Genomic DNA, 19,017 nt, shown 5'->3' on the forward strand with positions numbered 1-19,017 from the left:
GACGCCTTTTCCGTTTCGCCTCGCGAAGATGGAGGCCCGACCGGGAATCGAACCCGGGTGCAAGGATTTGCAGTCCTCTGCGTCACCACTCCGCCATCGGGCCTCGGAGCGAGCGGGCGGAATGCGCAGGACGGCTGCGTCCTGTCAACCACAGTTGCGATAAAATCGGAGCGGACATCGCTTGGCGTCGGCCAAGTCGCGTTATACATAGCCCCGAACCCAACAAGTGTATTGCATGGCTAATACGGCTGTGCCAGACAGGCGGAGTGAATATGACCCCGACGACCGATGCCGCGCACGCGATGCGCCACGCCATGGTAGCCAGCCAGCTGCGCACCAACTCGGTCAACGACGCGCGCATATTGGAAGCGATGTCGACCGAACCGCGCGAGCGTTTCCTGCCCGAGCAGCATCGCGAGATCGCCTATCGCGACACGCTGCTGCCGCTGAACGGCGGACGGCGCCACAATTCGCCGCTGGTGATCGGCCGCCTACTGACCGAGGCGCACGTCGCCTCGGGTGAGAAGGTGCTCGTGATCGGTGCGGCCGGCGGCTATTCGGCGGCGATCCTGGCCGATGTGGCCGGCAGCGTGACCGCGCTCGAATCCGATCCCGAACTCGCGGCGCTGGCGCGTGAGGCGCTGGCGGGCAAGGCCGGCGTGACGCTGGTGGAGGGACCGCTGAACCAGGGCTGGGCGGCCGACGCCCCCTATGACCTGATCGTCATCGACGGCGCGGTCGAGGAAGTGCCGGAGGGCGTGATGGCGCAGCTCAAGGATGGCGGCCGCGTGGCGACCGGCATCGTCGATCGCGGCGTCACCCGGCTGGCCACCGGTCGCAAGTCCGGCAGCCACTTCAGCCTGGTGCCCTTTGCCGACATCGAATGTGCGGTGCTTCCGGGGTTCGAGAAGGCGAAGACGTTCCAGTTCTGACCAGTTTCCGAGCGGTGCAAAGATGAGGCTCATGCGACTTTCAACCCTGTATCTGGGCGTGAGCCTGGCGGCGATCGCGGTTCCCGCGGCGGCGCAGACCAGCACTTCGCGGACACCGGCCCCGGCGCGCGTTCAGGCGGAACCGCCCGCGCCCGCGCCTCAGCCGACCATGTCGCTGCGCGATGCGCTGATCATGGCTTATCGCGGCAACCCCGACCTGCAGGGCGAGCGCGCGAACCTTCGTGCGACGGACGAGGGCGTGCCGATTGCCCGGTCGGCGGGCCTGCCCGGCGTGAGTTCCTCCGGCGGCTTCAATGAGACGCTTCACAACACCAATCAGGGCCTCGGCCCCGCCCGCACTGCCCAGGCGGGCCTTGACCTGTCCGTGCCGGTCTATGCCGGAGGCGCGGTGCGCAACTCGGTCCGCGCGGCCGAAACCCGGGTCGAGGCGGGCCGTTCGCAGCTCCGCGCGACCGAGGCGGACATCTTCACCCAGGCCGTGACCGCCTATGTCGACGTCATCCGCGACGAGGCGATCGTCCGGCTGAACCAGCAGAATGTGCGCGCGCTGGAAGTCAACCTCCAGGCCAGCCGCGACCGGTTCGAGGTGGGCGACCTCACCCGCACCGACGTTGCCCAGTCGGAGGCACGACTTGCCCTGGCGCAGGGCCAGTTGCGCACGGTGGAGGCGCGGCTGATCGGCAGCCGCGAGACGTTCATCCGCGTCATCGGGACCCCGCCGGGGGTGCTGGCCCCGCCGCCGCAGCTGCCGGGCCTGCCGAACGACGTCGAGGCCGCGGTCGATATCGCGATCGCCAACAACCCGAATCTCCAGGCGGCGCAGAAGCTGCGCGAGGCCAGCGGCTATGACGTCCGCGTCGCACGGGCAGGCCGCCTGCCTCGGGTCAGCGTCGTGACGAGCGGCGGCTATTTCAACAATCTCGGCTCGCTGACCGATCAGGCGGTGCGCGCGGGCGTCGCCGGAGACGGCTGGTCGACCACTGCAGGCGTCAACCTGACCATGCCGCTGTTCCAGGGCGGCCGCCCGGCCGCCGAAGTACGTCAGGCCCAGGCGCGCCAGGAAATCTCGATGGAACAGGTGACCTTCGTCGAGCGCGGCGTGGTTGCCCAGACCCGGTCGGCCTATGCCGGCTACCAGTCGTCGCTCCGCGTGATCGATTCGTCGCGAGTCGCGGTCGATGCCAATCGGCTGAGCCTGGAGGGCGTCCGTGCCGAGAACAGCGTGGGGACCCGTACCATCCTCGACATCCTCAATGCCGAGCAGGAATTGCTGAACTCGCAGGTCACCTATGTCACGGCCGAGCGTGATGCCTATGTCGCCGGTTTCACGCTGCTTGCATCGATGGGCAAGGCCGAGTCGCAGGATCTCGGGCTGGACGGCGGTCCGCTCTACGATCCCCTGTCCAATTATCGCGAGGTGCGGGGGAATATCTCCGACTGGGCGGACGGGCCGGCACCCAAGGCACGCGGGACGCGGACCAATCAGACGCCCCCTCAAGACCCGACGGTTACGCCCGTCTCGGATCCTTTGTTGACCAGGCCGGTTGACAGTCGCGCCAACAATCCCTGATCAGGGGTTCGCGTCGCGTCTGTCGCACGAAAGATGCTGGTGACTATGGGGGATGTCAGTTCCGAACCGTCGATGGAGGAGATTCTCTCGTCCATCAAACGCATCATCGCCGAGGAAGGCGATGCGGCAATCGGGACCCGTTCGCGCCGGTCAGCCCCTGCACAGCGTACCGATCCACCGCGCGATCCGAGTTCCTCGATCCTGGACGAAGTGCTCGAACTCAATCAGCTGGTCGAGGAGCGGCTGAAGCCTTCACCCTTGCCGATCGGGTCCGCGGCCGCTTCGGCTGCGGAGGCATCGCGGCGGTCGTCGCCCGACCCGATCCTGTCCGATCGCGTCGCCGAGGCCAGCCGGGTGCCGCTGGAGGCGCTGTCGCGGATCGCGGTCAAGCCCGAGTCGGCCGGCGCGATGACGCTCGAGGACACGGTGCGCGAGATGTTGAAGCCGATGCTGCGCGACTGGCTGGACCAGAACCTGCCGCAGATCGTCGAATCGATGGTCGCCCGGGAAATCTCGCGCATTACCGGGCGCTGATCCCGGCCCGGTCATCGGGCCATCTTGTTTCAATCGTCACCATCTGCTTCAACCGCAGGTCATGAAGCACTTCCTGCTCGCGGGCGTCGCGCTCGCTTTCGCTGCCGCGCCCGCCGCGGCCCGTGACCTGACCATCGAGGATGTCGCCCAGCTGTCGCGCGTCGGCGCGCCGGTGGTCTCGCCCGACGGCCGCTGGCTCGTCTGGCAACAGCGCGAGACCGACCTTCCGAACAATCGTGGCAGGTTCGACCTGTGGAAGCTCGACCTCAACACCAAGGGGGCGGTCCCCGAAAAGCTGGTGGCGGAGCCCGACGTGAACGAGACCGGGCCGCAGTTCGGCCCCGACGGCCGCGTCTATTTCCAGTCCGACAAGGGCGGCACCGACATGATCGTGTCGGTCGCGGTCACCGGCGGTCCGCAGACGGTGCTGGTCACTCCGCCCGGCGGCTTCAGCGGCTTCAAGCTGTCGCCCGACGGCAGCCGCGCGCTGGTCTGGGCCGATCGCAAGCCGGGTGCGCCGACGATCGAGCCGGCCATGGTCAAGAAGGACCCCAATGCCGGGTCGGCGCGCGTCTATGACAAGATGTTCGTCCGCCACTGGGATACGTGGTCGAACGGCGATCGCTCGCAACTGTTCGTCGTGCCGCTGAACGGGCAGGGCAACGCAGTCCCGCTCAGCGGCACGCTGGACGGTGATACCCCGTCCAAGCCGTTCGGCGGTGGCGAGGAGCTTGCCTGGTCGCCCGACGGCAAGACCGTCTATTTCGCGCTGCGCGAGGCGGGCCGGATCGAGCCGCTGTCGACCAATCTCGACATCTTCTCGGTCGCGGCCGACGGATCGGCTGCGCCGGTCAACCTGACCGCCGACAATGACGCGACCGACACGTTGCCCGCGGTCTCGCCCGACGGGAAATGGCTCGCCTGGGCGGCGATGAAACGTCCCGGCTACGAGGCCGATCGCCAGGTGCTGATGCTGCGCGAGATCGCCACGGGCAAGGTGAGGGCGCTGACCGAGGCTTGGGACCGTTCGGTCGCGTCGATCGCCTGGTCGCCCGACAGCCGCAAGCTCTACGTGACCGCGCAGGACACGCAGGAGGAGCCGATCTTCTCGGTCGACGCGAAGAGCGGCAAGGTCAGCCGGCTGACGCAGGAGGGCGTGGTCTCCGCCGTCGTCCCGACGAAGAAGGGCGTCGTCTATTCGATGAACAGCCTGCTGGCGCCCGACGATTTCTACAGCCTGTCGGGCAAGGCGCCGGTTCGGCTGACCCAGGTCAATGCCGCGCGGTTGCAGGGGATCGACCTGCCGGCCGTCAGCCGGTTCAGCTTCCCCGGCGCCAATGGCGACACGGTCTGGGGCTATGCGGTGAAGCCGGCGGCGCTGAAGGAAGGCACCAAGGCGCCGATCGCCTTCATCGTCCATGGCGGTCCGCAGGGATCGAGCAACAACAGCTGGTCCTATCGCTGGAACCCGGCGGTGTTCGCGGGTGCGGGCTACGCCGTCGTCTCGGTCGATTTCCACGGGTCGACCGGCTACGGCCAGGCCTTCACCGACGCGATCAACAAGAACTGGGGCGGCTGGCCGCTCGAGGACCTGCAAAAGGGGCTGCAAGCCGCGACCGACAAATATGGCTGGCTCCAGGCGGACAATGCCTGCGCGCTCGGTGCCTCCTATGGCGGCTATATGATGAACTGGATCGAAGGCCAGTGGCCCGACCGGTTCAAGTGCATCGTCCAGCATGACGGCGTGTTCGACGCGCGCGCCATGGCGTACGAGACCGAGGAACTGTGGTTCGACGAGTGGGAACATGGCGGCAAGCCCTATTACGAGGCGGCCGAGGAATATGAGAAGTGGAACCCGGTCCACCATGTCGCCAAGTGGCAGACGCCGCAGCTGGTGATCACCGGCGAGAAGGACTTCCGCATTCCCTACACCCAGGGGCTGGCCGCCTTCACCGCGCTCCAGCGCCGTGGCATCGAGTCGCGACTGGTGGTGTTCCCCGACGAGAACCACTGGGTACTCAAGCCGAAGAACTCGATGCAATGGTATCGCGAAGTGCTCGGCTGGCTCGGCAAGTACACCGACACCTCAATGTGATCTGACGACCGGCCCGGTGGAGCAGGCTCTGCCGGGCTGGGCCGCTAAGCCTTGCACCACCGTGCTCCGGCGAAGGCCGGAGCCCAGTTTCAGTACCTGCGAGGTTCGTCGGCGCCAAACGCTCTCCCGACTGGGTTCCGGCCTTCGCCGGAACACGGGATATCCGATAGGGCAGCGAAATCGAACGGCCACTGCGCTGGCCGGTGAGTGCGGCTCATATTATCACCACCTTTGGCCGTTCATTCGAACGCTCGCGCCGGAAGCCGCCCTTCCAGTGAAACCAGGAAGCATGCTCCAAAGGATGACCGAAAGTGGTGGAAAGCGGTCATCATTGCGCCGGTGCCCAGGCCGCTTCACAAAGAGCAGATGGGCGTCCAACAAAACCGCACGGATCAACATCCCCGCGTTGCTGAGTGGCTCCAGATTGAGGTGGCACTGGAGCGACAACTGCAACCTCTTGGCAATGCCGCCATAGCGGCATTGGGACTGTCGCGGGCAGAGCGTGTGCTCGATCTTGGCTGCGGTATCGGGCGCACGTCGCAAGCTATCGCAGGAGCGGTCGGTGGAGATGGCTATGTGCTTGGGATCGACGTCATTCAGTGCGCCATAGACGTGCAACAATCACGTATCGACAACCCGTCGCAACTTGTTTTCGAGTGCGGCGATGTAGAGACTTACCGGTTCGAACCCGGCTCGTTCGATGCGGCATTTTCGCGCTTCGGAACCATGTTCTTCAACGAGCCAGTGGCTGCATTTGCGAACGTGAGAAAGGCGGTCCGGTCCGGGGGGCGTCTCGCCTTCGTATGCTGGCGCGACCTCGCGGCTAACGAACTCGACCATTTGCCACTTCGCGCGGTGGCGCATCTGCTGCCAGGTGAACTGGTGGACGAGACACAGGGGGCGGGGTGGTTTTCGCTGTCCGATCCCAAAGACATACGAAGAACGCTAGACGCGGCTGGCTTCATAGAGATCGATGTGCACGCTCACGATCTATTGGTCAGCGCCGGCGATCTGCCATCCACCGTGGCCGTTTGCTCTCGCGTCGGGGCGCTCGGCGCAATCCTGCGACGGCACCCTCATTTAAGGTCACGCACGGCCTCGGCTCTTAAGCGGGCATTGCGGGAACGGGATGGGCGATGCGGTACAGATTTGCGCGCTGCGGTCTGGATCGTCGTCGCTCACGTCCCCTGAACGATTGGTATAGGGGCGGGAACGGACATGCCGCTTTCCCTCCGACGGCCTTGGTCGGACGCTTACGGATGTCCAAAGGGGCAGCGAAATCGAACGGTCACTGCGCTGGCCGGCGGGCGCGGTTCAGCCCTCCGCTTCGATACTGTCGAGGATCTTCGCGCCTGCCATGAAGACGGCGATCGGGCAGACGAGGAACAACAGCCAGCCGCCATAGCCGGGATAGCGGTCGAGATAGTGCATGCCGCGCTCGACCGCGCCCGTGCCCAGGCCATAGATGACCAGATAGGCCTCGAACTTGGTCTTGATGGTGAACAGGCGGCCGATCTTGTTAAGCATGATCACTGCCTAGCAAGCCGCGGGCCAGTTACGGTTTTCCGCCGAATCCGGCCGCGCGAAGAGGGTTACCTGTCAATTAACTCGACAGTTCCGAGCGTTTCCAGCAGCGCGCGGCGTGCCGCCTCGATCCGGGCGATCAGCGCCGGATCGCCGATCTCGTCCTGACGGATCGTTTCGGGCCAGTGCGCCTCGACCACTGAAGCGATGGCATCCAGCCTGGCGGCGTCGACGAGGAAGCGGGGATCGACCGTGGCCGGGTCCGCGACCACGCGCAGCCTGAGACAGGCGGGGCCGCCGCCATTGGCCATCGACTGGCGGACATCCACCACTTCGACCCGGCGGATCGGGCCGTTGCCGGCGACATGGTCCTGCAGCCAGGCCCATACGCTTTCGGTCCCGCGCGCCTCGCTCGGCACGATCAGCGCGGTTTCGCCCGAGGGCAGGGTGACCAGCTGGGCATTGAACAGATAGGATCGGATCGCATCGGCTAGGCTGATCTTCGCGGCGGGCACCTCGACGATCTCGACCTCGGGAAAGGCGGCGCGCAGGTTGCGGTAGAAGCCGTCGCGGTCCTCGAACGCCTGTTCGTGTGCGAACAGCACGCGGCCATTGGCGACCGCGACGACATCATTGTGGAACGCGCCCGCCGCGATCGCCGCGTCGGACTGCTGCACCAGCAGGGTGCGCGCCGGGTCCAGGCCATGGCGGCGGACGATCGCCGCGCTGGCATCGAAATGCTGGCGCGCGGGAAAGGCGCCGCCGGCAATGCCATAGACGAAGATCTCGACGCCCGGGGCATCGTGGCGCGTGCACAGCCGCATGTGATTGGCCGCTCCCTCGTCACCGAACGGGGCGGGGACGGGGCCGTGGACGACGAAGGCCGGATCGGCAAAGGCGACCCGTAACTGCGCCAGCGTCTCGGGCCATTCATGGCTGCGATGCGGCATGGTGAGCAGATTGGCGACGCTCAGATGACAGCGGCCATCGGCGGTGTCGGCTGCAGGCGACACGGTGGCGGCGTTGGCCGCCCACATCGCCGAGGCCGACAGCGCCTGCGCCCGGGTGTGCGGCGCGGCCTGGTCGTAGCGGGTGGCGAGGCTAGCGAGCCAGCGATGGTCCGGCCGCGCATGCGGCAGCAGGATGCCCTGGGTCAGCCCGAGCGCCAGATTGGCGCGCATCTTGGCGATCCCCTGCAACGCCGCCGCCCGCGGCTGCGAGACCCCGCCGCGGTTCTTGGTAGCAGCGAGGTTGCCGGGGCTGAGCCCGGCATAATTGTGGCTGGGGCCGATGATGCCGTCGAAATTGATCTCGGTGATCATGCCGCGATCCCCGTGCCGCGGACGCAACGCGCTCCCCTCCCTGCAACGGAGGGGTTGGGGGTGGGTAGGCCCGAGAGGTTCGCAATGCCGGCCACCAATCCGAAGTCCGACAGCGACCCACCCCTGGCCCCTCCCTTCCAGGGAGGGGAAGCGCGCTCATGGGCAAGCTCACCGAGCCACATGCGTCACCTCGCTGCCCGGCTCCACCCCCAGCGCCTGCGCGCTGGCCGCATCGATGGTCACCCCGTCGTCGCCGATGCTGACCGCGCCCTGCGCCACGCGGAACTCCGCCAGCCGCCCGACGGACACCAGGGCCGCGCTGCCGCCCTCGCCGATCTCGACGACCTTCGCGGTCTGGGCCTCGCGGATGGTCTTCACCTGGTTGGTACGTGCGGTCATGGTCGGGCCGCCATCGAAGATATCGATATAGTTCTCGAAGTGGAAGCCCTCGCCCTCCAGCATCCGCATCGCGGCGCGGCCGCTGGGGTGGGGGAGGCCGATGACCGCGCGCGAGGTTTCGGGCAGCATCGCGGTATAGACCGGATGCTTGGGCATCAGGTCGGCGATGAACTGGTTGCCATGGATCGCATTGAACTGGTCCGCCTCCTGGAAATTCATCCCGAAGAAGCGACCGGCGACCCCGTCCCAGAAAGGCGATCCGCCGCCCTCGTCGATCACGCCGCGCAGCTCGGCCAGGATGCGGTCGGCGAAGCGCTCGCGGTGGTTGCGGATGAACAGATAGCGGCTGCGCGCGAGCAGCAGGCCCAGGCCCCCGGCGCGCTCGCCGGGATGGAGGAACAGGCCGCCCACCTCGCTGCACCCGCCCAGATCGTTGGTCAGGTTCAACAGTTCGGAGCGGAAGGTGCGGTTCAGCTCCTGGCTGTACTTGGTGTCGATGCCGATGCGGTAGCTGTAGAAGGGCCAGTGCTGGCCGACCCGGGTGAAGATCTGGCAGGTGCCGCGGACCTCGCCCGTCTGGCTGTTTTCCAGCATCAGCACGAACAACTCGTCGCTCACGCTCTCGTCGTCGCGCGCGAACGAGGCGGCGCTGCGCTCCAGCTTGGCGCTCAGCGACTTCCTGTCGGGCGGCAGGTTGGTGAAGCCGCCGCCGGTCAGCTTGGCCATCTCGTACAGGTGCTGAAGATCGTCTTCGCGCGCGGCGCGGATGATGAAGGTCATTAAAGGCCCCGTTCGGCTAGTCGCAGGATGGTGAGTGCCGACAGCGCGGCGCGCTCCGGCAGGCTCTCCGGGATCAGATATTCGTCGGGCGAATGGATCGCACCGCCGCGCGCGCCCATGGTGTCGACCACCGGCACGCCGCACGCGGCGATGTTGTTGCCGTCGCACACGCCGCCGGAATCCTTGGTAGCGATGTCGAGGCCCAGGTCGGCGCCGACCCGCTTGACCAGCGCGAACAGCTTCTCGGCGCCCGGATCGATCGGCTTGGGCGGCCGGTTGAAGCTGCCGTGCACCTCGATCTTTACGTGATGCTTGGTGGCCACAATCGCGACTGCGGTGTCGAGCGCGATGCGAGCCCGGGTAATGGCTGCGGCATCGCGCGGGCGGAAATTGACGCGCAGGATGGCGAGATCGGGCACGACATTGTTCGGCCCGCCCCCCTCGATCCTTGCCGGATTGACCGCCAGGCCGGGCGAGCGCGCCTCGGCCAGCCGCAGCGCCAGATCGGCGGCGGCGACCAGCGCGTTGCGCCCCTCCTCGGGATTGCGGCCGGCATGGGCGCTGCGCCCGCGAACGATCAGCGAGAAATTGCCGGTGCCGCCGCGCGCGCCGGCCAGCGTGCCGTCGGGCAGGGCGGAGGGTTCGTAGGTCAGCGCGGCATGCTTGCCCCGCGCGCGATCGGCGATCAGCGCGGCGGACGAGAAGGATCCGGTTTCCTCGTCCGAATTGATCAGCACCTCATAACCGATACGCTCCGCCAGCGGGCTGGCCTCGACCGCCTCCAGCGCGGCGAGCATCAGCGCGAGGCCGCCCTTCATGTCGGCGCAGCCCGGCGCATTCCAGCTGCCATCCTCGCGCCAGCTGGCGTTCTGGAACGGGTGATCGGCGCCGTAGACGGTGTCCATATGGCCGGTCAGCAACAGCTGGAGCGGAGCATCGGGGCGGACGGTGAGATGCAGGTGCCGGCCATGCGCCAGCGCCTGGACCCTGCCGTCGGGCAGGACGCTTTCGACCGGCGCCGGCTCGACGAGGTCGAGCGTGCCGGGCAGGGCCGAGAAACTGTCGGCGAGCATCGTCGCCAGCCTCGCCAGGCCGTCCAGGTTTCGCGTGCCGCTGTTCACGGCGACCCAGGCCTGTGTCCTCTCCATGATGGGCGCCGCGCCGACATGGTCGATTGCGGCGGATTCGATCGCGCTTATCGCATTCATGACGCGTTCTAGCGCGCCCTTCGTCAGAAATCCACGACGAGCGCGGCGCGACTGGTGGTGTCGGTGGACACGCGGCCGAACGGCGGCGCGCTTTCATACTGCATCGTATAGGACAGCTGCGCCGACAGGGGACCGATCAGCTTTGCCAGCAGCGAGGACTTGCTGGTCACCGTACTGTTGGCCTTTTGCAGATAGGCGGAGGCGTTCTGTCGGACCGTGAGGCCGGGCGACAGCTTCCAGTCGACATCGACGCTGCCACGCGCGGCCGGGTAGCTCTCGATCGCCCCGTCGGTGAACCTCGTATGCCGGAACGCCGGACCCAGTTCGAGGTCGAGCCTCAGCCCCTGCTTCTTGATCGCGCTGTAACCCGCGCCGGTCGAGACCGAGAAACGGTCGTAGAAGCCCAGGAAACGGTCGCTCTCATATTGCGCCGATCCATAGAGATAGGCGCGCTCGTCGAACTTCCAGTTCGGTTCATAGGCGGCCAGATAGCGCTCGCGGTTCACGATCCCCAGGCTTTCCTGGTAATCGGCCTGCAGCTTCAGCTTGTGGCGCCATTCAAGGCCCTCGCGGCGCAGGTCGATCACCGCGGTCACGCCGACATTGTTGGCGTTGCCGGTGGTGACATAGGCGCCCAGTTCGGCGCGGCCCTTCACCAGATCGAACACGCCGGCGTTGCGGATCCGCTGCATGCTCTTCTCGCGCCGGTCGTTGCGCCAGTCGGTCGCGATGCGCGCGATCGCGTCGCCATGTTCGGGCACGGCATTGCGGGCATATTTGACGATCGTGCTGACCTCGCCCTCGTTGCCCGACGCCATGGCGGCATCCAGCATCGCCTTGATCGGCTCCGGGATCGTCTCGGGATCGCCCTCGGCATTGGCGAGCAGGAGCGGAAAGGCCAGGAGCAGGGCGCGCATGGGTTCTCCGTTAACGCGAACAACAGGGCACGAAAAGGGCGCGATCAGCGCGCTTCGGCGGCAAGTGCCTCAGCAAAGACGGACAGAAGGTCGGTGTACAGTTTCCGCTTGAACGGAACGATCAGTTCGGGAAGCTCCCGGGGGTCCACCCAGCGCCATGCCCTGAACTCGGGATGCTCGGTCGCGATGTTGACGTCGTCATCATTGCCCAGGAAGCGGAACAGGTACCAGCGTTGCCGCTGTCCGCGCCATTTGCCCTTCCACACCTTGCCGATCAGCTCGTCGGGCAGGTCATACTGCAGTTCCTCCGGCGCTTCGGCGACCAGTTCCACAAGGTCGGCCGGGACACCGGTTTCCTCACCGAGTTCGCGCACCGCCGCGGCATGGGCGGTCTCTCCGGGGTCGATCCCGCCCTGGGGCATCTGCCAGGCCTCGATCGTCGAATCCATCCGCTGGCCGACGAACACCTGTCCGTCGCGGTTCATCAGCATCACGCCGGCGCAGGGCCGATAGGGGAGCGCAGGGTCGGTCATGGCGGTCGCCTTTAACCATTTGCCGCGGCAAGCGAAAGAGTCGCGAGCGTCGCGGGCCATTTTCAACGGCTTACCAGCGACATTGCGGGCGCCTACATTGGCCGGGTGATCCCGATCGTTCACCATCCGGCCTATGTCGCTCCCGCACCGTCGCGAAGTCCCTATCAGTGGAACAAGAACGGGCTGGTGCGCGACCTGCTGCGCGCCCGCGGCGATGTCTTCGAGTGGCATCGGCCCGACGCGATGCCGCGACGCTGGCTGGAGGCGACGCACGATCCCGACTATGTCGCCGAGGTGATCGAGGCGCGGGTGCCGCTGCACAAGGCACGCCGCATCGGCTTTCCCGTCACGCCCGAGGTGGCACTGCGCGCGCAGGTCGTGCCGGGCGGAACCTGGCTGGCCGCGCTGCTCGCGCTCGAGCGCGGCTATGCGGCGAACAGCGCCGGCGGCAGCCATCATGCACTGGCGGACACCGGCGCCGGCTTCTGCGTGTTCAACGACCTTGCGCTGACCGCGGTTCGCCTGGTCGAGCACGGAACGGTCGATCGCGTGCTGATCGTCGATTGCGACGTGCACCAGGGCGACGGCACCGCCGCGCTCACTGCGGGCCGGACCGACATCGCGACCTATTCGATTCATGCAGAGAAGAACTTCCCGGTGCGCAAGGCGGTCTCGACGCTCGACGTCCCGCTGGCCGACGGCACCGGCGACGACGCCTATCTGGCGACCCTGGCCGACACGCTGCCGCCGCTGGTCGCGTCGTTCGAGCCGGACCTGATCCTCTATCAGGCCGGCGTCGATCCCTATGCCGACGACCGGCTCGGCCGGCTGGCGCTCAGTCGCGAGGGGCTGGTCGAGCGCGATCGCTGGATCGGCCGCCATTTCGCCCACCTCGGTCTGCCGCTCGCGAGCGCGCTGGGCGGCGGCTATGGCCAGGATGCGATGGAGGTCGCCGAGCGCCACGTCGCCTCGATCCTGGCGCTGGCCGAGGGCGTTGCCGAGGGACGCGCGGCCATCGCGGCGCACGCTTTGCAAGTGTGAAGGAAACTTCCTACGGTGTCGGTAACGCGCCGCAGGGTTGAAGAGCGCGAGGAAGCACGCACGCAGGGGAGGAGCCAATGGCCACCGCCACGCATATGCTGACGCCCGACGAAGCTTCCGCGGATCCGCCGCCGGAGGCGATGGTGGTCCGCTTCGCCGGAGACTCCGGCGACGGCATGCAACTGACCGGCGGCCAGTTCACCCTCTCCACCGCGCTGGCCGGCAACGATCTGGCGACCTTCCCCGACTTTCCCGCCGAGATCCGCGCGCCGCAGGGTACCTTGTTCGGGGTCTCCGCCTTCCAGATCAACTTCGGATCGACGCAGATCGACACCGCCGGCGACGCGCCCGACGTGCTGATCGCAATGAACCCCGCCGCGCTGAAGACCAATGTCGGCGTGCTGAAACCCGGCGGGCTGATCATCGCAGACGAGGGCGAGTTCGGCCAGCGTAACCTCGACAAGGCCAGATACCCGGCAAACCCGCTCGAGGACGGCTCGCTGGCGCAGTGGCAGTTGATGCGACTCAACATCTCGCAGCTGACGCTGGAAGCGGTGAAGCCGTTCGGCCTGGGCAACAAGGAGGCGTTGCGCTGCAAGAACATGTGGACGCTGGGACTGGCGCTGTGGATGTTCGACCGCGACCGCCAGCCGATCGTCGACTGGCTCAAGGCCAAGTTCGCCAAGGCGCCACTTCTGGCCGAAGCCAATATCGCCGCGCTGAATGCCGGCCATGCCTATGGCGAGACGGCCGAGCTGGCCGGACCGATGCGCCGGCATCATGTGCCTGCGGCGCCTGCCGAGCCTGGTCTGTATCGCACGGTGACGGGGGCCGAGTCGCTCTCACTCGGTCTAATCGCCGGGGCGCAACTTGCTGATCTCAAGCTGTTCTTCGGCGGCTATCCGATCACGCCTGCATCGGCGATCCTTCACACGCTGTCGCGCTACAAGGAATATGACGTCACCACCTTCCAGGCGGAGGACGAGATCGCCGCGATCGCTTCGGCGATCGGTGCTGCCTATGCCGGTTCGCTCGGCATCACCTGCTCTTCGGGTCCCGGCATCGCGCTGAAGGGCGAGGCGATCGGGCTCGCGATCATGACCGAATTGCCGCTCGTGATCGTCAATGCCCAGCGTGGCGGCCCGTCGACCGGCCTGCCGACCAAGACCGAACAGTCGGACCTGTACCAGGCGGTCTATGGCAGGAACGGGGACGCGCCGGTTCCGGTGCTGGCGGCGCGATCAGCCGCCGACTGTTTCGACGTCGCGATCGAGGCGGTGCGGATCGCCACGCGGTACATGACGCCGGTGATGCTGCTGACCGACGGCTATATCCAGAATGCGGCGGAGCCGTGGAAGGTGCCCGACATGGCCGGCTATGCGCCGTTCCCCGTCGAGCACCGAACCGAGTTGCCGCCTGAGGGCGAGACGTTCCAGCCCTATGCCCGCAACGAAAGCCTGGCCCGCCCCTGGGTGAAGCCCGGCACGCCGGGCCTGCTCCACCGGATCGGCGGGATCGAGAAGGCCCAGGGGTCGGGCAATATCGATTACTCGCCCGCCAACCATCAGGCGATGACCGACCTGCGCGCCGCCAAGATCGCCGGCATCGAGCTGCCCGATCAGCAGGTCGAGGCAGGCGATGCGAGCGGCCGGCTCGTCGTGGTCGGATGGGGATCGACCTACGGCCCGATCCATCAAGCGGTCGGCCGCGCCCGCCGACGCGGCCTGGACGTCGCGCATGTGCATATCCGCCATATCTGGCCAATGCCCGGTAATCTTGGCTCATTGTTAAAGGGTTATGATCGAGTCCTCGTCCCAGAGATGAACAAGGGCCAGCTCAAGACGCTCCTGCGCGACCAGTTTCTCGTTGATGCACGACCGTACAACAAGGTGTCGGGCCAGCCCTTCACCATCGCCGAGATCGAGGCTGCGATCGAGGGAGCCCTGGCATGAACGAGATCACACCTGTCCGCCCCAGCACACCCAAGGATTGGGAAACCGACCAGGAGGTGCGCTGGTGTCCCGGCTGCGGCGATTATGCCGTTCTCAAGGCGGTCCAGCGGACGATGCCCGACATCGGCGCGACGCCGGAGAATACCGTGTTCGTCAGCGGCATCGGCTGCTCGTCGCGCTTTCCCTATTATATGGAGACCTATGGCTTCCACACGATCCACGGCCGTGCGCCGGCGGTCGCGACCGGAGTCAAGCTGGCCAATCCCGATCTCGACGTGTGGATCATCAGCGGCGACGGCGATGCGCTGTCGATCGGCGGCAACCATACGATGCACCTGTTGAGACGGAACCTGAACTGTCAGTTCCTTCTGTTCAACAACGAGATTTATGGCCTGACCAAGGGGCAATATTCGCCGACCAGTCGGGAGGGCACGCGGTCGCCCTCGACACCGTTCGGATCGGTCGACCGGCCGGCGAAACCCTGCGCCTTCGCGCTCGGTGCAGGCGCCCGTTTCATCGCGCGCGGGATCGATGTTCACAAGGGCTTGCCGGCGATACTGAAGGCCGCCCATGGCCATCAGGGAACGGGGTTTGTCGAGATATTCCAGAATTGTATCGTCTATAATGACGATGTGTTCGAAGCATTCACCGCCAAGCCGAATGCCGCGCTGAACCAGCTGTGGGTCGAGCATGGCGAGCCGTTGTTGTTCGCCGGAGGGGCCAAGGGGCTGGCGCTCGACGCTCGCACGCTGTCGCTGCGCGTCGTCGATGTGGCGGACGGCAACTGGCAGGCGGCCGAAGTGCTGGTCCATGATCGCACCAACCGCATGATCGCGCATCTGCTGGTCGAGATGCAATTCGGGGTGTTCCCGATGGCGCTGGGCGTGCTGTACGACGATCCCGCACCGACCTTCGAAAGCGCGGTGCTCGCCCAGAACCGCGCGGCAAGCGAGGGCAAGATCGCCGACCTGCAAAAGCTGGTGTCCAGGGGGCAGACCTGGATGGTGGAGAAGGAACCGCGGCCGGAATGAGACGGGTTTAGAAGAGAATTCTCGCACAAAGTCGCAAAGGCACGAAGAGGGCCGTGGAAGCCGATATCGAAGAACTTGCGCGCGTGGCGGTGGATTGCGGGTTCAAGCTCCAGGAGGCTTTGGGACCTGGCCTGCTGGAATCAGGTTACGAGGTCTGCATGTTCCACAGCCTGGTCGAGCGCGGCCCTGCCGTGGAGCGGCAGAAACCGGTTCCAATCCGCTTTCGCGGCCTGTTGATCGAGCAAGGCTTTCGTGCTGATTTGCTTGTCGAGGCAGATTACTGATCGAACTGAAATCCACCGAGGCGCACGCGCCGGTCCACGCCAAGCAGGTGCTCACCTATCTACGCTTGCTCGACCTCCCGCTGGGGCTTTTGATGAATTTCGGCGCGCCGACCTTCAAGGATGGCGTCCGGCGCCTCGGGGACAACTATTTCGCACCCCGCAAGTGAACTTCTTCGTGCCTTTGTGTCTTTGTGCGAGACTATAATTTCACAAGCGAACCCCTCCCGAATGACCCCCTCCATCCTCTGGCTGCGCCAGGACCTTCGTCTGCAGGATCAACCGGCACTGGTGGCCGCCGCCGCGGAAGGAGCGGTGATCCCGGTCTATGTGCTGGACGACGAGACGCCCCGGAAATGGCGGATGGGCGGGGCGTCGCGCTGGTGGTTGCACCACTCGCTCGCCGCGCTGGCAAAGGCATTGGCGGCGAAGGGGTCGCGGCTGATCCTGCGGCGCGGACGCACGGCGGAGGTACTCGCCGCCCTGGCCGATGAGACCGGCGCTGCGACGATTCACGCCAATCGCCATCATGAACCCTGGTGGGTCGAGGCGGAGGAGGCGCTCGGCGATCGGCTGTGCCGTCATGACGGCAACCATCTGGCCCCGCTGCGAGAGATCGTCACCGGCTCGGGCGGTCAGTACCGGGTCTATTCCGCCTTCTGGCGCGCGCTGAGCCAGCGCATGCCGCCCGCCGATCCACTGCCGGTGCCCAGGCAAATCCCGGCTCCCGCGCACTGGCCGAAGAGCGACCGGCTGGCGGACTGGGACCTGCTCCCGACCAAGCCGGATTGGTCCAATGGCTTTGCGGACTGGGAGCCGGGCGAGGTCACCGCGCTGCGCCGCGCTGACGAGTTCGTCGACGAGGTGGTCGATTACGAGGCGCGCCGTGACCTGCCCGATGTCGAGGGGACCTCGCGCCTGTCGCCGCACCTTCATTTCGGGGAAATCGGCCCGCGTACGCTGTGGCACACGCTGGATGGCGCGCGGAACGCGGAGAAGTTCCGCAAGGAAATGGCCTGGCGCGACTTCGCCGCCAGCCTGCTGATCGCGCTGCCCGACTATGGCGACACCAATGGCCGCCCCGCCTTCGATGCGATGAAGTGGCGGCGCAGCCCGTCCGACCTGAAGGCCTGGCAACAGGGGCGCACCGGCTATCCGATCGTCGACGCGGGCATGCGCCAACTCTGGACCACGGGTTGGATGCACAACCGGGTTCGGATGATCACCGCCAGCTTCCTGATCAAGCATCTGCTGATCGACTGGCGCGAGGGCGAGCGCTGGTTCTGGGACACGCTGGTCGATGCCGATTACGGGAATAACAGCGTCAACTGGCAATGGGTGGCCGGAACCGGCGTGGATTCGAACATGTGGGGCCGGATCATGGCGCCGCTGGTCCAGTCGGAGAAGTTCGACGCCGCAGGCTATATCCGCGAATGGGTCCCCGAACTGCGCGACCTGGGCGACGCCGATATCCATGATCCTGTGTTCCGGCCGAAGGACTATCCCGACAAGATCATCGGCCACCGCGAGGCGCGCGAGCGGGCACTGGCGGCGGGTCGCGCGCTGCGCTGACGCGGCTCAATTTTCCTGTTTCGCGCGTCGCCGGACCGGTGCATGGATCGCGCCATGAATGCGCCGATGGGCAACAGGGATCGCGACCGCGCGGGGCGGGGAGTGCTCGATTGGTTCGGGCCGATTTTCATCAGGCTGATCGACCGGATCGACCAGGGGCTCGACGCCGGCAGCATCGATGTGACGCTGCCGGACGGCGAGCGCCGCATCCTGGGCGGGCGGGCAGAGGGGCCGCTGGCGGTGGTCGAGATCCGCAGCTGGCGCGCGATCCTGCGCCTCGTCACCTCGGGATCGTCCGGCTGGTACGAAGGCTGGGCGAAGGGCGAATGGGCCAGCCCCGATCCGGTTCAGGTGTTCGCGATCTTCAGCCGCAACCGCGCCGCACTGGCGTCGGGATCGCGCGCCTGGGGCATCACTCGCCTGGCGAAGCGCGTCCAGCACTGGCTGCGACGCAACAGCAGGTCCGGATCGCGGCGCAACATCCATTTCCATTACGATCTGGGCAACGACTTCTACCGCGAGTGGCTCGATCCCTCGATGACCTATTCGAGCGCGATCTTCGACGGTGGCGAGCCGCTGGAGACCGCCCAGCAGCGCAAGCTCGACGCAATCCTTGAGCGGACGGGCACCCAGGCGGGCGACCATATTCTCGAGATCGGCTGCGGCTGGGGATCCTTCGCGGAGACGGCGGGCAGGGCGGGGCGGCGCCTGCACGGCATCACCCTGTCGACCGAGCAGAAGGCCTGGGCCGAGGGGCGGATCGCGGGCGCCGGGATCGACGGGGTCGATTTCTCGCTGACCGACTATCGCGACGTCACCGGCAGCTATGACGCGGTCGCCAGCATCGAGATGGTCGAGGCGGTCGGCCGCGAATACTGGTCCAGCTATCTGTCGACGATCGCGCGCGTGCTGAAACCCGGCGGGCGAGCGGCGATCCAGTATATCAGTTTCGACGACGCGATGTTCGACGGCTATGCCGGCAATGTCGACTTCATCCAGCGCTATGTCTTCCCCGGCGGGCTGCTGATCCGCGAGAGCGAGTTTCGCGCGATTGCCGCCCGCCACGGCCTGGCCTGGACCGATCGCCGCGCCTTCGGCCTCGACTATGCCGAGACGCTGAAGCAGTGGCGCGAGAATTTCGACGCGGCGATCGCAACCGATCGGCTCCCTGCCCAGTTCGATTTGCGTTTCAAGAACTTGTGGCGCTATTATCTGATGTATTGCGAAGGCGGATTCCGCGGCGGCGGGATCGACGTTGCGCAGGTCACGCTGATCCGGGAATAACCCGGCGGCGACATCGAGGGA

Annotated in this window: 16 protein-coding genes, 1 tRNA gene and 1 pseudogene; 11 read left to right on the plus strand and 7 right to left on the minus strand. The window is 66.5% G+C overall.

Going from position 1 to position 19,017, the window contains the following annotated elements; all coding sequences use genetic code 11:
• Nucleotides 1-29 precede the first annotated feature (29 nt).
• Nucleotides 30-103, minus strand: a tRNA-Cys gene (locus tag TPR58_RS10970).
• Between the two features lie 169 nt (nt 104-272).
• Here TPR58_RS10970 and TPR58_RS10975 point away from each other — a divergent pair.
• The 5 genes from TPR58_RS10975 to TPR58_RS10995 all read left to right on the plus strand — a co-directional run bounded on the left by TPR58_RS10975 (nt 273) and on the right by TPR58_RS10995 (nt 6,343).
• Complete coding sequence (locus TPR58_RS10975) at nt 273-932, plus strand: protein-L-isoaspartate O-methyltransferase family protein (protein WP_346246705.1); 660 nt, start codon at nt 273-275, stop codon at nt 930-932.
• Between the two features lie 31 nt (nt 933-963).
• Nucleotides 964-2,523 carry a TolC family outer membrane protein gene (locus tag TPR58_RS10980; RefSeq protein WP_346246706.1) on the plus strand — a complete coding sequence of 520 codons (1,560 nt, stop codon included), beginning with the start codon at nt 964-966 and terminating at the stop codon, nt 2,521-2,523.
• 45 nt (nt 2,524-2,568) lie between these two features.
• Nucleotides 2,569-3,057 carry a DUF2497 domain-containing protein gene (locus TPR58_RS10985; protein ID WP_346246971.1) on the plus strand — a complete coding sequence of 163 codons (489 nt, stop codon included), beginning with the start codon at nt 2,569-2,571 and terminating at the stop codon, nt 3,055-3,057.
• Nucleotides 3,058-3,118: 61 nt separating this feature from the next.
• Nucleotides 3,119-5,152 carry a S9 family peptidase gene (locus tag TPR58_RS10990; protein ID WP_346246707.1) on the plus strand — a complete coding sequence of 678 codons (2,034 nt, stop codon included), beginning with the start codon at nt 3,119-3,121 and terminating at the stop codon, nt 5,150-5,152.
• 366 nt (nt 5,153-5,518) lie between these two features.
• Nucleotides 5,519-6,343 carry a class I SAM-dependent methyltransferase gene (locus tag TPR58_RS10995; protein WP_346246708.1) on the plus strand — a complete coding sequence of 275 codons (825 nt, stop codon included), beginning with the start codon at nt 5,519-5,521 and terminating at the stop codon, nt 6,341-6,343.
• 123 nt (nt 6,344-6,466) lie between these two features.
• Here the strand turns inward: TPR58_RS10995 and TPR58_RS11000 are convergent, their stop codons facing one another.
• The 6 genes from TPR58_RS11000 to TPR58_RS11025 form a co-directional block, all read right to left on the minus strand.
• Nucleotides 6,467-6,679 (minus strand): hypothetical protein, encoded by a 213-nt coding sequence (locus TPR58_RS11000; RefSeq protein ID WP_110151733.1) that lies wholly within the window; start codon nt 6,677-6,679, stop codon nt 6,467-6,469.
• A gap of 65 nt (nt 6,680-6,744) precedes the next feature.
• Entirely contained in the window at nt 6,745-7,998 is a 1,254-nt protein-coding gene (locus TPR58_RS11005; RefSeq protein ID WP_346246709.1) for an N-succinylarginine dihydrolase, read from the minus strand.
• Between the two features lie 168 nt (nt 7,999-8,166).
• On the minus strand, nt 8,167-9,177 hold the full coding sequence (locus tag TPR58_RS11010) for an arginine N-succinyltransferase (protein ID WP_346246710.1): 1,011 nt from the start codon (nt 9,175-9,177) through the stop codon (nt 8,167-8,169).
• The gene (locus TPR58_RS11015) at nt 9,177-10,385 is read right to left on the minus strand and encodes a hydrolase (RefSeq protein WP_346246711.1); all 1,209 of its coding nucleotides are present in this window, start codon (nt 10,383-10,385) and stop codon (nt 9,177-9,179) included. The genes TPR58_RS11010 and TPR58_RS11015 overlap by 1 nt, the downstream gene beginning before the upstream one ends.
• Nucleotides 10,386-10,408: 23 nt before the next feature.
• Nucleotides 10,409-11,302 carry a DUF481 domain-containing protein gene (locus TPR58_RS11020; RefSeq protein WP_346246713.1) on the minus strand — a complete coding sequence of 298 codons (894 nt, stop codon included), beginning with the start codon at nt 11,300-11,302 and terminating at the stop codon, nt 10,409-10,411.
• Between the two features lie 44 nt (nt 11,303-11,346).
• A complete protein-coding gene (locus tag TPR58_RS11025) occupies nt 11,347-11,835 on the minus strand; it encodes an RNA pyrophosphohydrolase (RefSeq protein WP_346246714.1) in 489 nt (162 codons plus the stop codon).
• Between the two features lie 105 nt (nt 11,836-11,940).
• Here TPR58_RS11025 and TPR58_RS11030 point away from each other — a divergent pair, with 105 nt between their 5' ends.
• The 6 genes and pseudogenes from TPR58_RS11030 to TPR58_RS11055 all read left to right on the plus strand — a co-directional run bounded on the left by TPR58_RS11030 (nt 11,941) and on the right by TPR58_RS11055 (nt 18,996).
• Entirely contained in the window at nt 11,941-12,876 is a 936-nt protein-coding gene (locus TPR58_RS11030) for a histone deacetylase family protein (protein WP_346246715.1), read from the plus strand.
• 77 nt (nt 12,877-12,953) lie between these two features.
• Nucleotides 12,954-14,828, plus strand: coding sequence for a 2-oxoacid:acceptor oxidoreductase subunit alpha (locus TPR58_RS11035; protein WP_346246716.1), 1,875 nt, complete (start codon nt 12,954-12,956; stop codon nt 14,826-14,828).
• Nucleotides 14,825-15,859, plus strand: coding sequence for a 2-oxoacid:ferredoxin oxidoreductase subunit beta (locus TPR58_RS11040; protein WP_346246717.1), 1,035 nt, complete (start codon nt 14,825-14,827; stop codon nt 15,857-15,859). Before TPR58_RS11035 ends, TPR58_RS11040 begins: the two co-directional genes overlap by 4 nt.
• An 89-nt stretch (nt 15,860-15,948) precedes the next feature.
• Nucleotides 15,949-16,310: pseudogene (locus tag TPR58_RS11045) on the plus strand (GxxExxY protein).
• 61 nt (nt 16,311-16,371) lie between these two features.
• Nucleotides 16,372-17,712: a cryptochrome/photolyase family protein gene (locus tag TPR58_RS11050; protein ID WP_346246718.1), complete on the plus strand. Its 1,341-nt coding sequence runs from the start codon at nt 16,372-16,374 to the stop codon at nt 17,710-17,712.
• A 54-nt stretch (nt 17,713-17,766) separates the two neighbouring features.
• Nucleotides 17,767-18,996, plus strand: a complete 1,230-nt coding sequence (locus TPR58_RS11055) for a class I SAM-dependent methyltransferase (protein ID WP_346246719.1) — start codon at nt 17,767-17,769, stop codon at nt 18,994-18,996.
• Nucleotides 18,997-19,017 lie beyond the last annotated feature (21 nt).

It is taken from the genome of Sphingomonas rustica, assembly GCF_039652585.1.
GTDB lineage: Bacteria > Pseudomonadota > Alphaproteobacteria > Sphingomonadales > Sphingomonadaceae > Sphingomonas > Sphingomonas rustica.

What these genes read in the sequence shown, in the direction of transcription:
- TPR58_RS11005 (WP_346246709.1), bottom strand. Translation starts at nt 7,998, where the DNA reads ATGATCACCGAGATCAATTTCGACGGCATCATCGGCCCCAGCCACAAT.
- TPR58_RS11035 (WP_346246716.1), top strand. Translation starts at nt 12,954, where the DNA reads ATGGCCACCGCCACGCATATGCTGACGCCCGACGAAGCTTCCGCGGAT.
- TPR58_RS10990 (WP_346246707.1), top strand. Translation starts at nt 3,119, where the DNA reads ATGAAGCACTTCCTGCTCGCGGGCGTCGCGCTCGCTTTCGCTGCCGCG.
- TPR58_RS11025 (WP_346246714.1), bottom strand. Translation starts at nt 11,835, where the DNA reads ATGACCGACCCTGCGCTCCCCTATCGGCCCTGCGCCGGCGTGATGCTG.
- TPR58_RS10975 (WP_346246705.1), top strand. Translation starts at nt 273, where the DNA reads ATGACCCCGACGACCGATGCCGCGCACGCGATGCGCCACGCCATGGTA.
- TPR58_RS11050 (WP_346246718.1), top strand. Translation starts at nt 16,372, where the DNA reads ATGACCCCCTCCATCCTCTGGCTGCGCCAGGACCTTCGTCTGCAGGAT.
- TPR58_RS11055 (WP_346246719.1), top strand. Translation starts at nt 17,767, where the DNA reads ATGAATGCGCCGATGGGCAACAGGGATCGCGACCGCGCGGGGCGGGGA.
- TPR58_RS11000 (WP_110151733.1), bottom strand. Translation starts at nt 6,679, where the DNA reads ATGCTTAACAAGATCGGCCGCCTGTTCACCATCAAGACCAAGTTCGAG.
- TPR58_RS10980 (WP_346246706.1), top strand. Translation starts at nt 964, where the DNA reads ATGCGACTTTCAACCCTGTATCTGGGCGTGAGCCTGGCGGCGATCGCG.
- TPR58_RS10995 (WP_346246708.1), top strand. Translation starts at nt 5,519, where the DNA reads ATGGGCGTCCAACAAAACCGCACGGATCAACATCCCCGCGTTGCTGAG.
- TPR58_RS11015 (WP_346246711.1), bottom strand. Translation starts at nt 10,385, where the DNA reads ATGAATGCGATAAGCGCGATCGAATCCGCCGCAATCGACCATGTCGGC.
- TPR58_RS10985 (WP_346246971.1), top strand. Translation starts at nt 2,569, where the DNA reads ATGGGGGATGTCAGTTCCGAACCGTCGATGGAGGAGATTCTCTCGTCC.
- TPR58_RS11020 (WP_346246713.1), bottom strand. Translation starts at nt 11,302, where the DNA reads ATGCGCGCCCTGCTCCTGGCCTTTCCGCTCCTGCTCGCCAATGCCGAG.
- TPR58_RS11040 (WP_346246717.1), top strand. Translation starts at nt 14,825, where the DNA reads ATGAACGAGATCACACCTGTCCGCCCCAGCACACCCAAGGATTGGGAA.
- TPR58_RS11010 (WP_346246710.1), bottom strand. Translation starts at nt 9,177, where the DNA reads ATGACCTTCATCATCCGCGCCGCGCGCGAAGACGATCTTCAGCACCTG.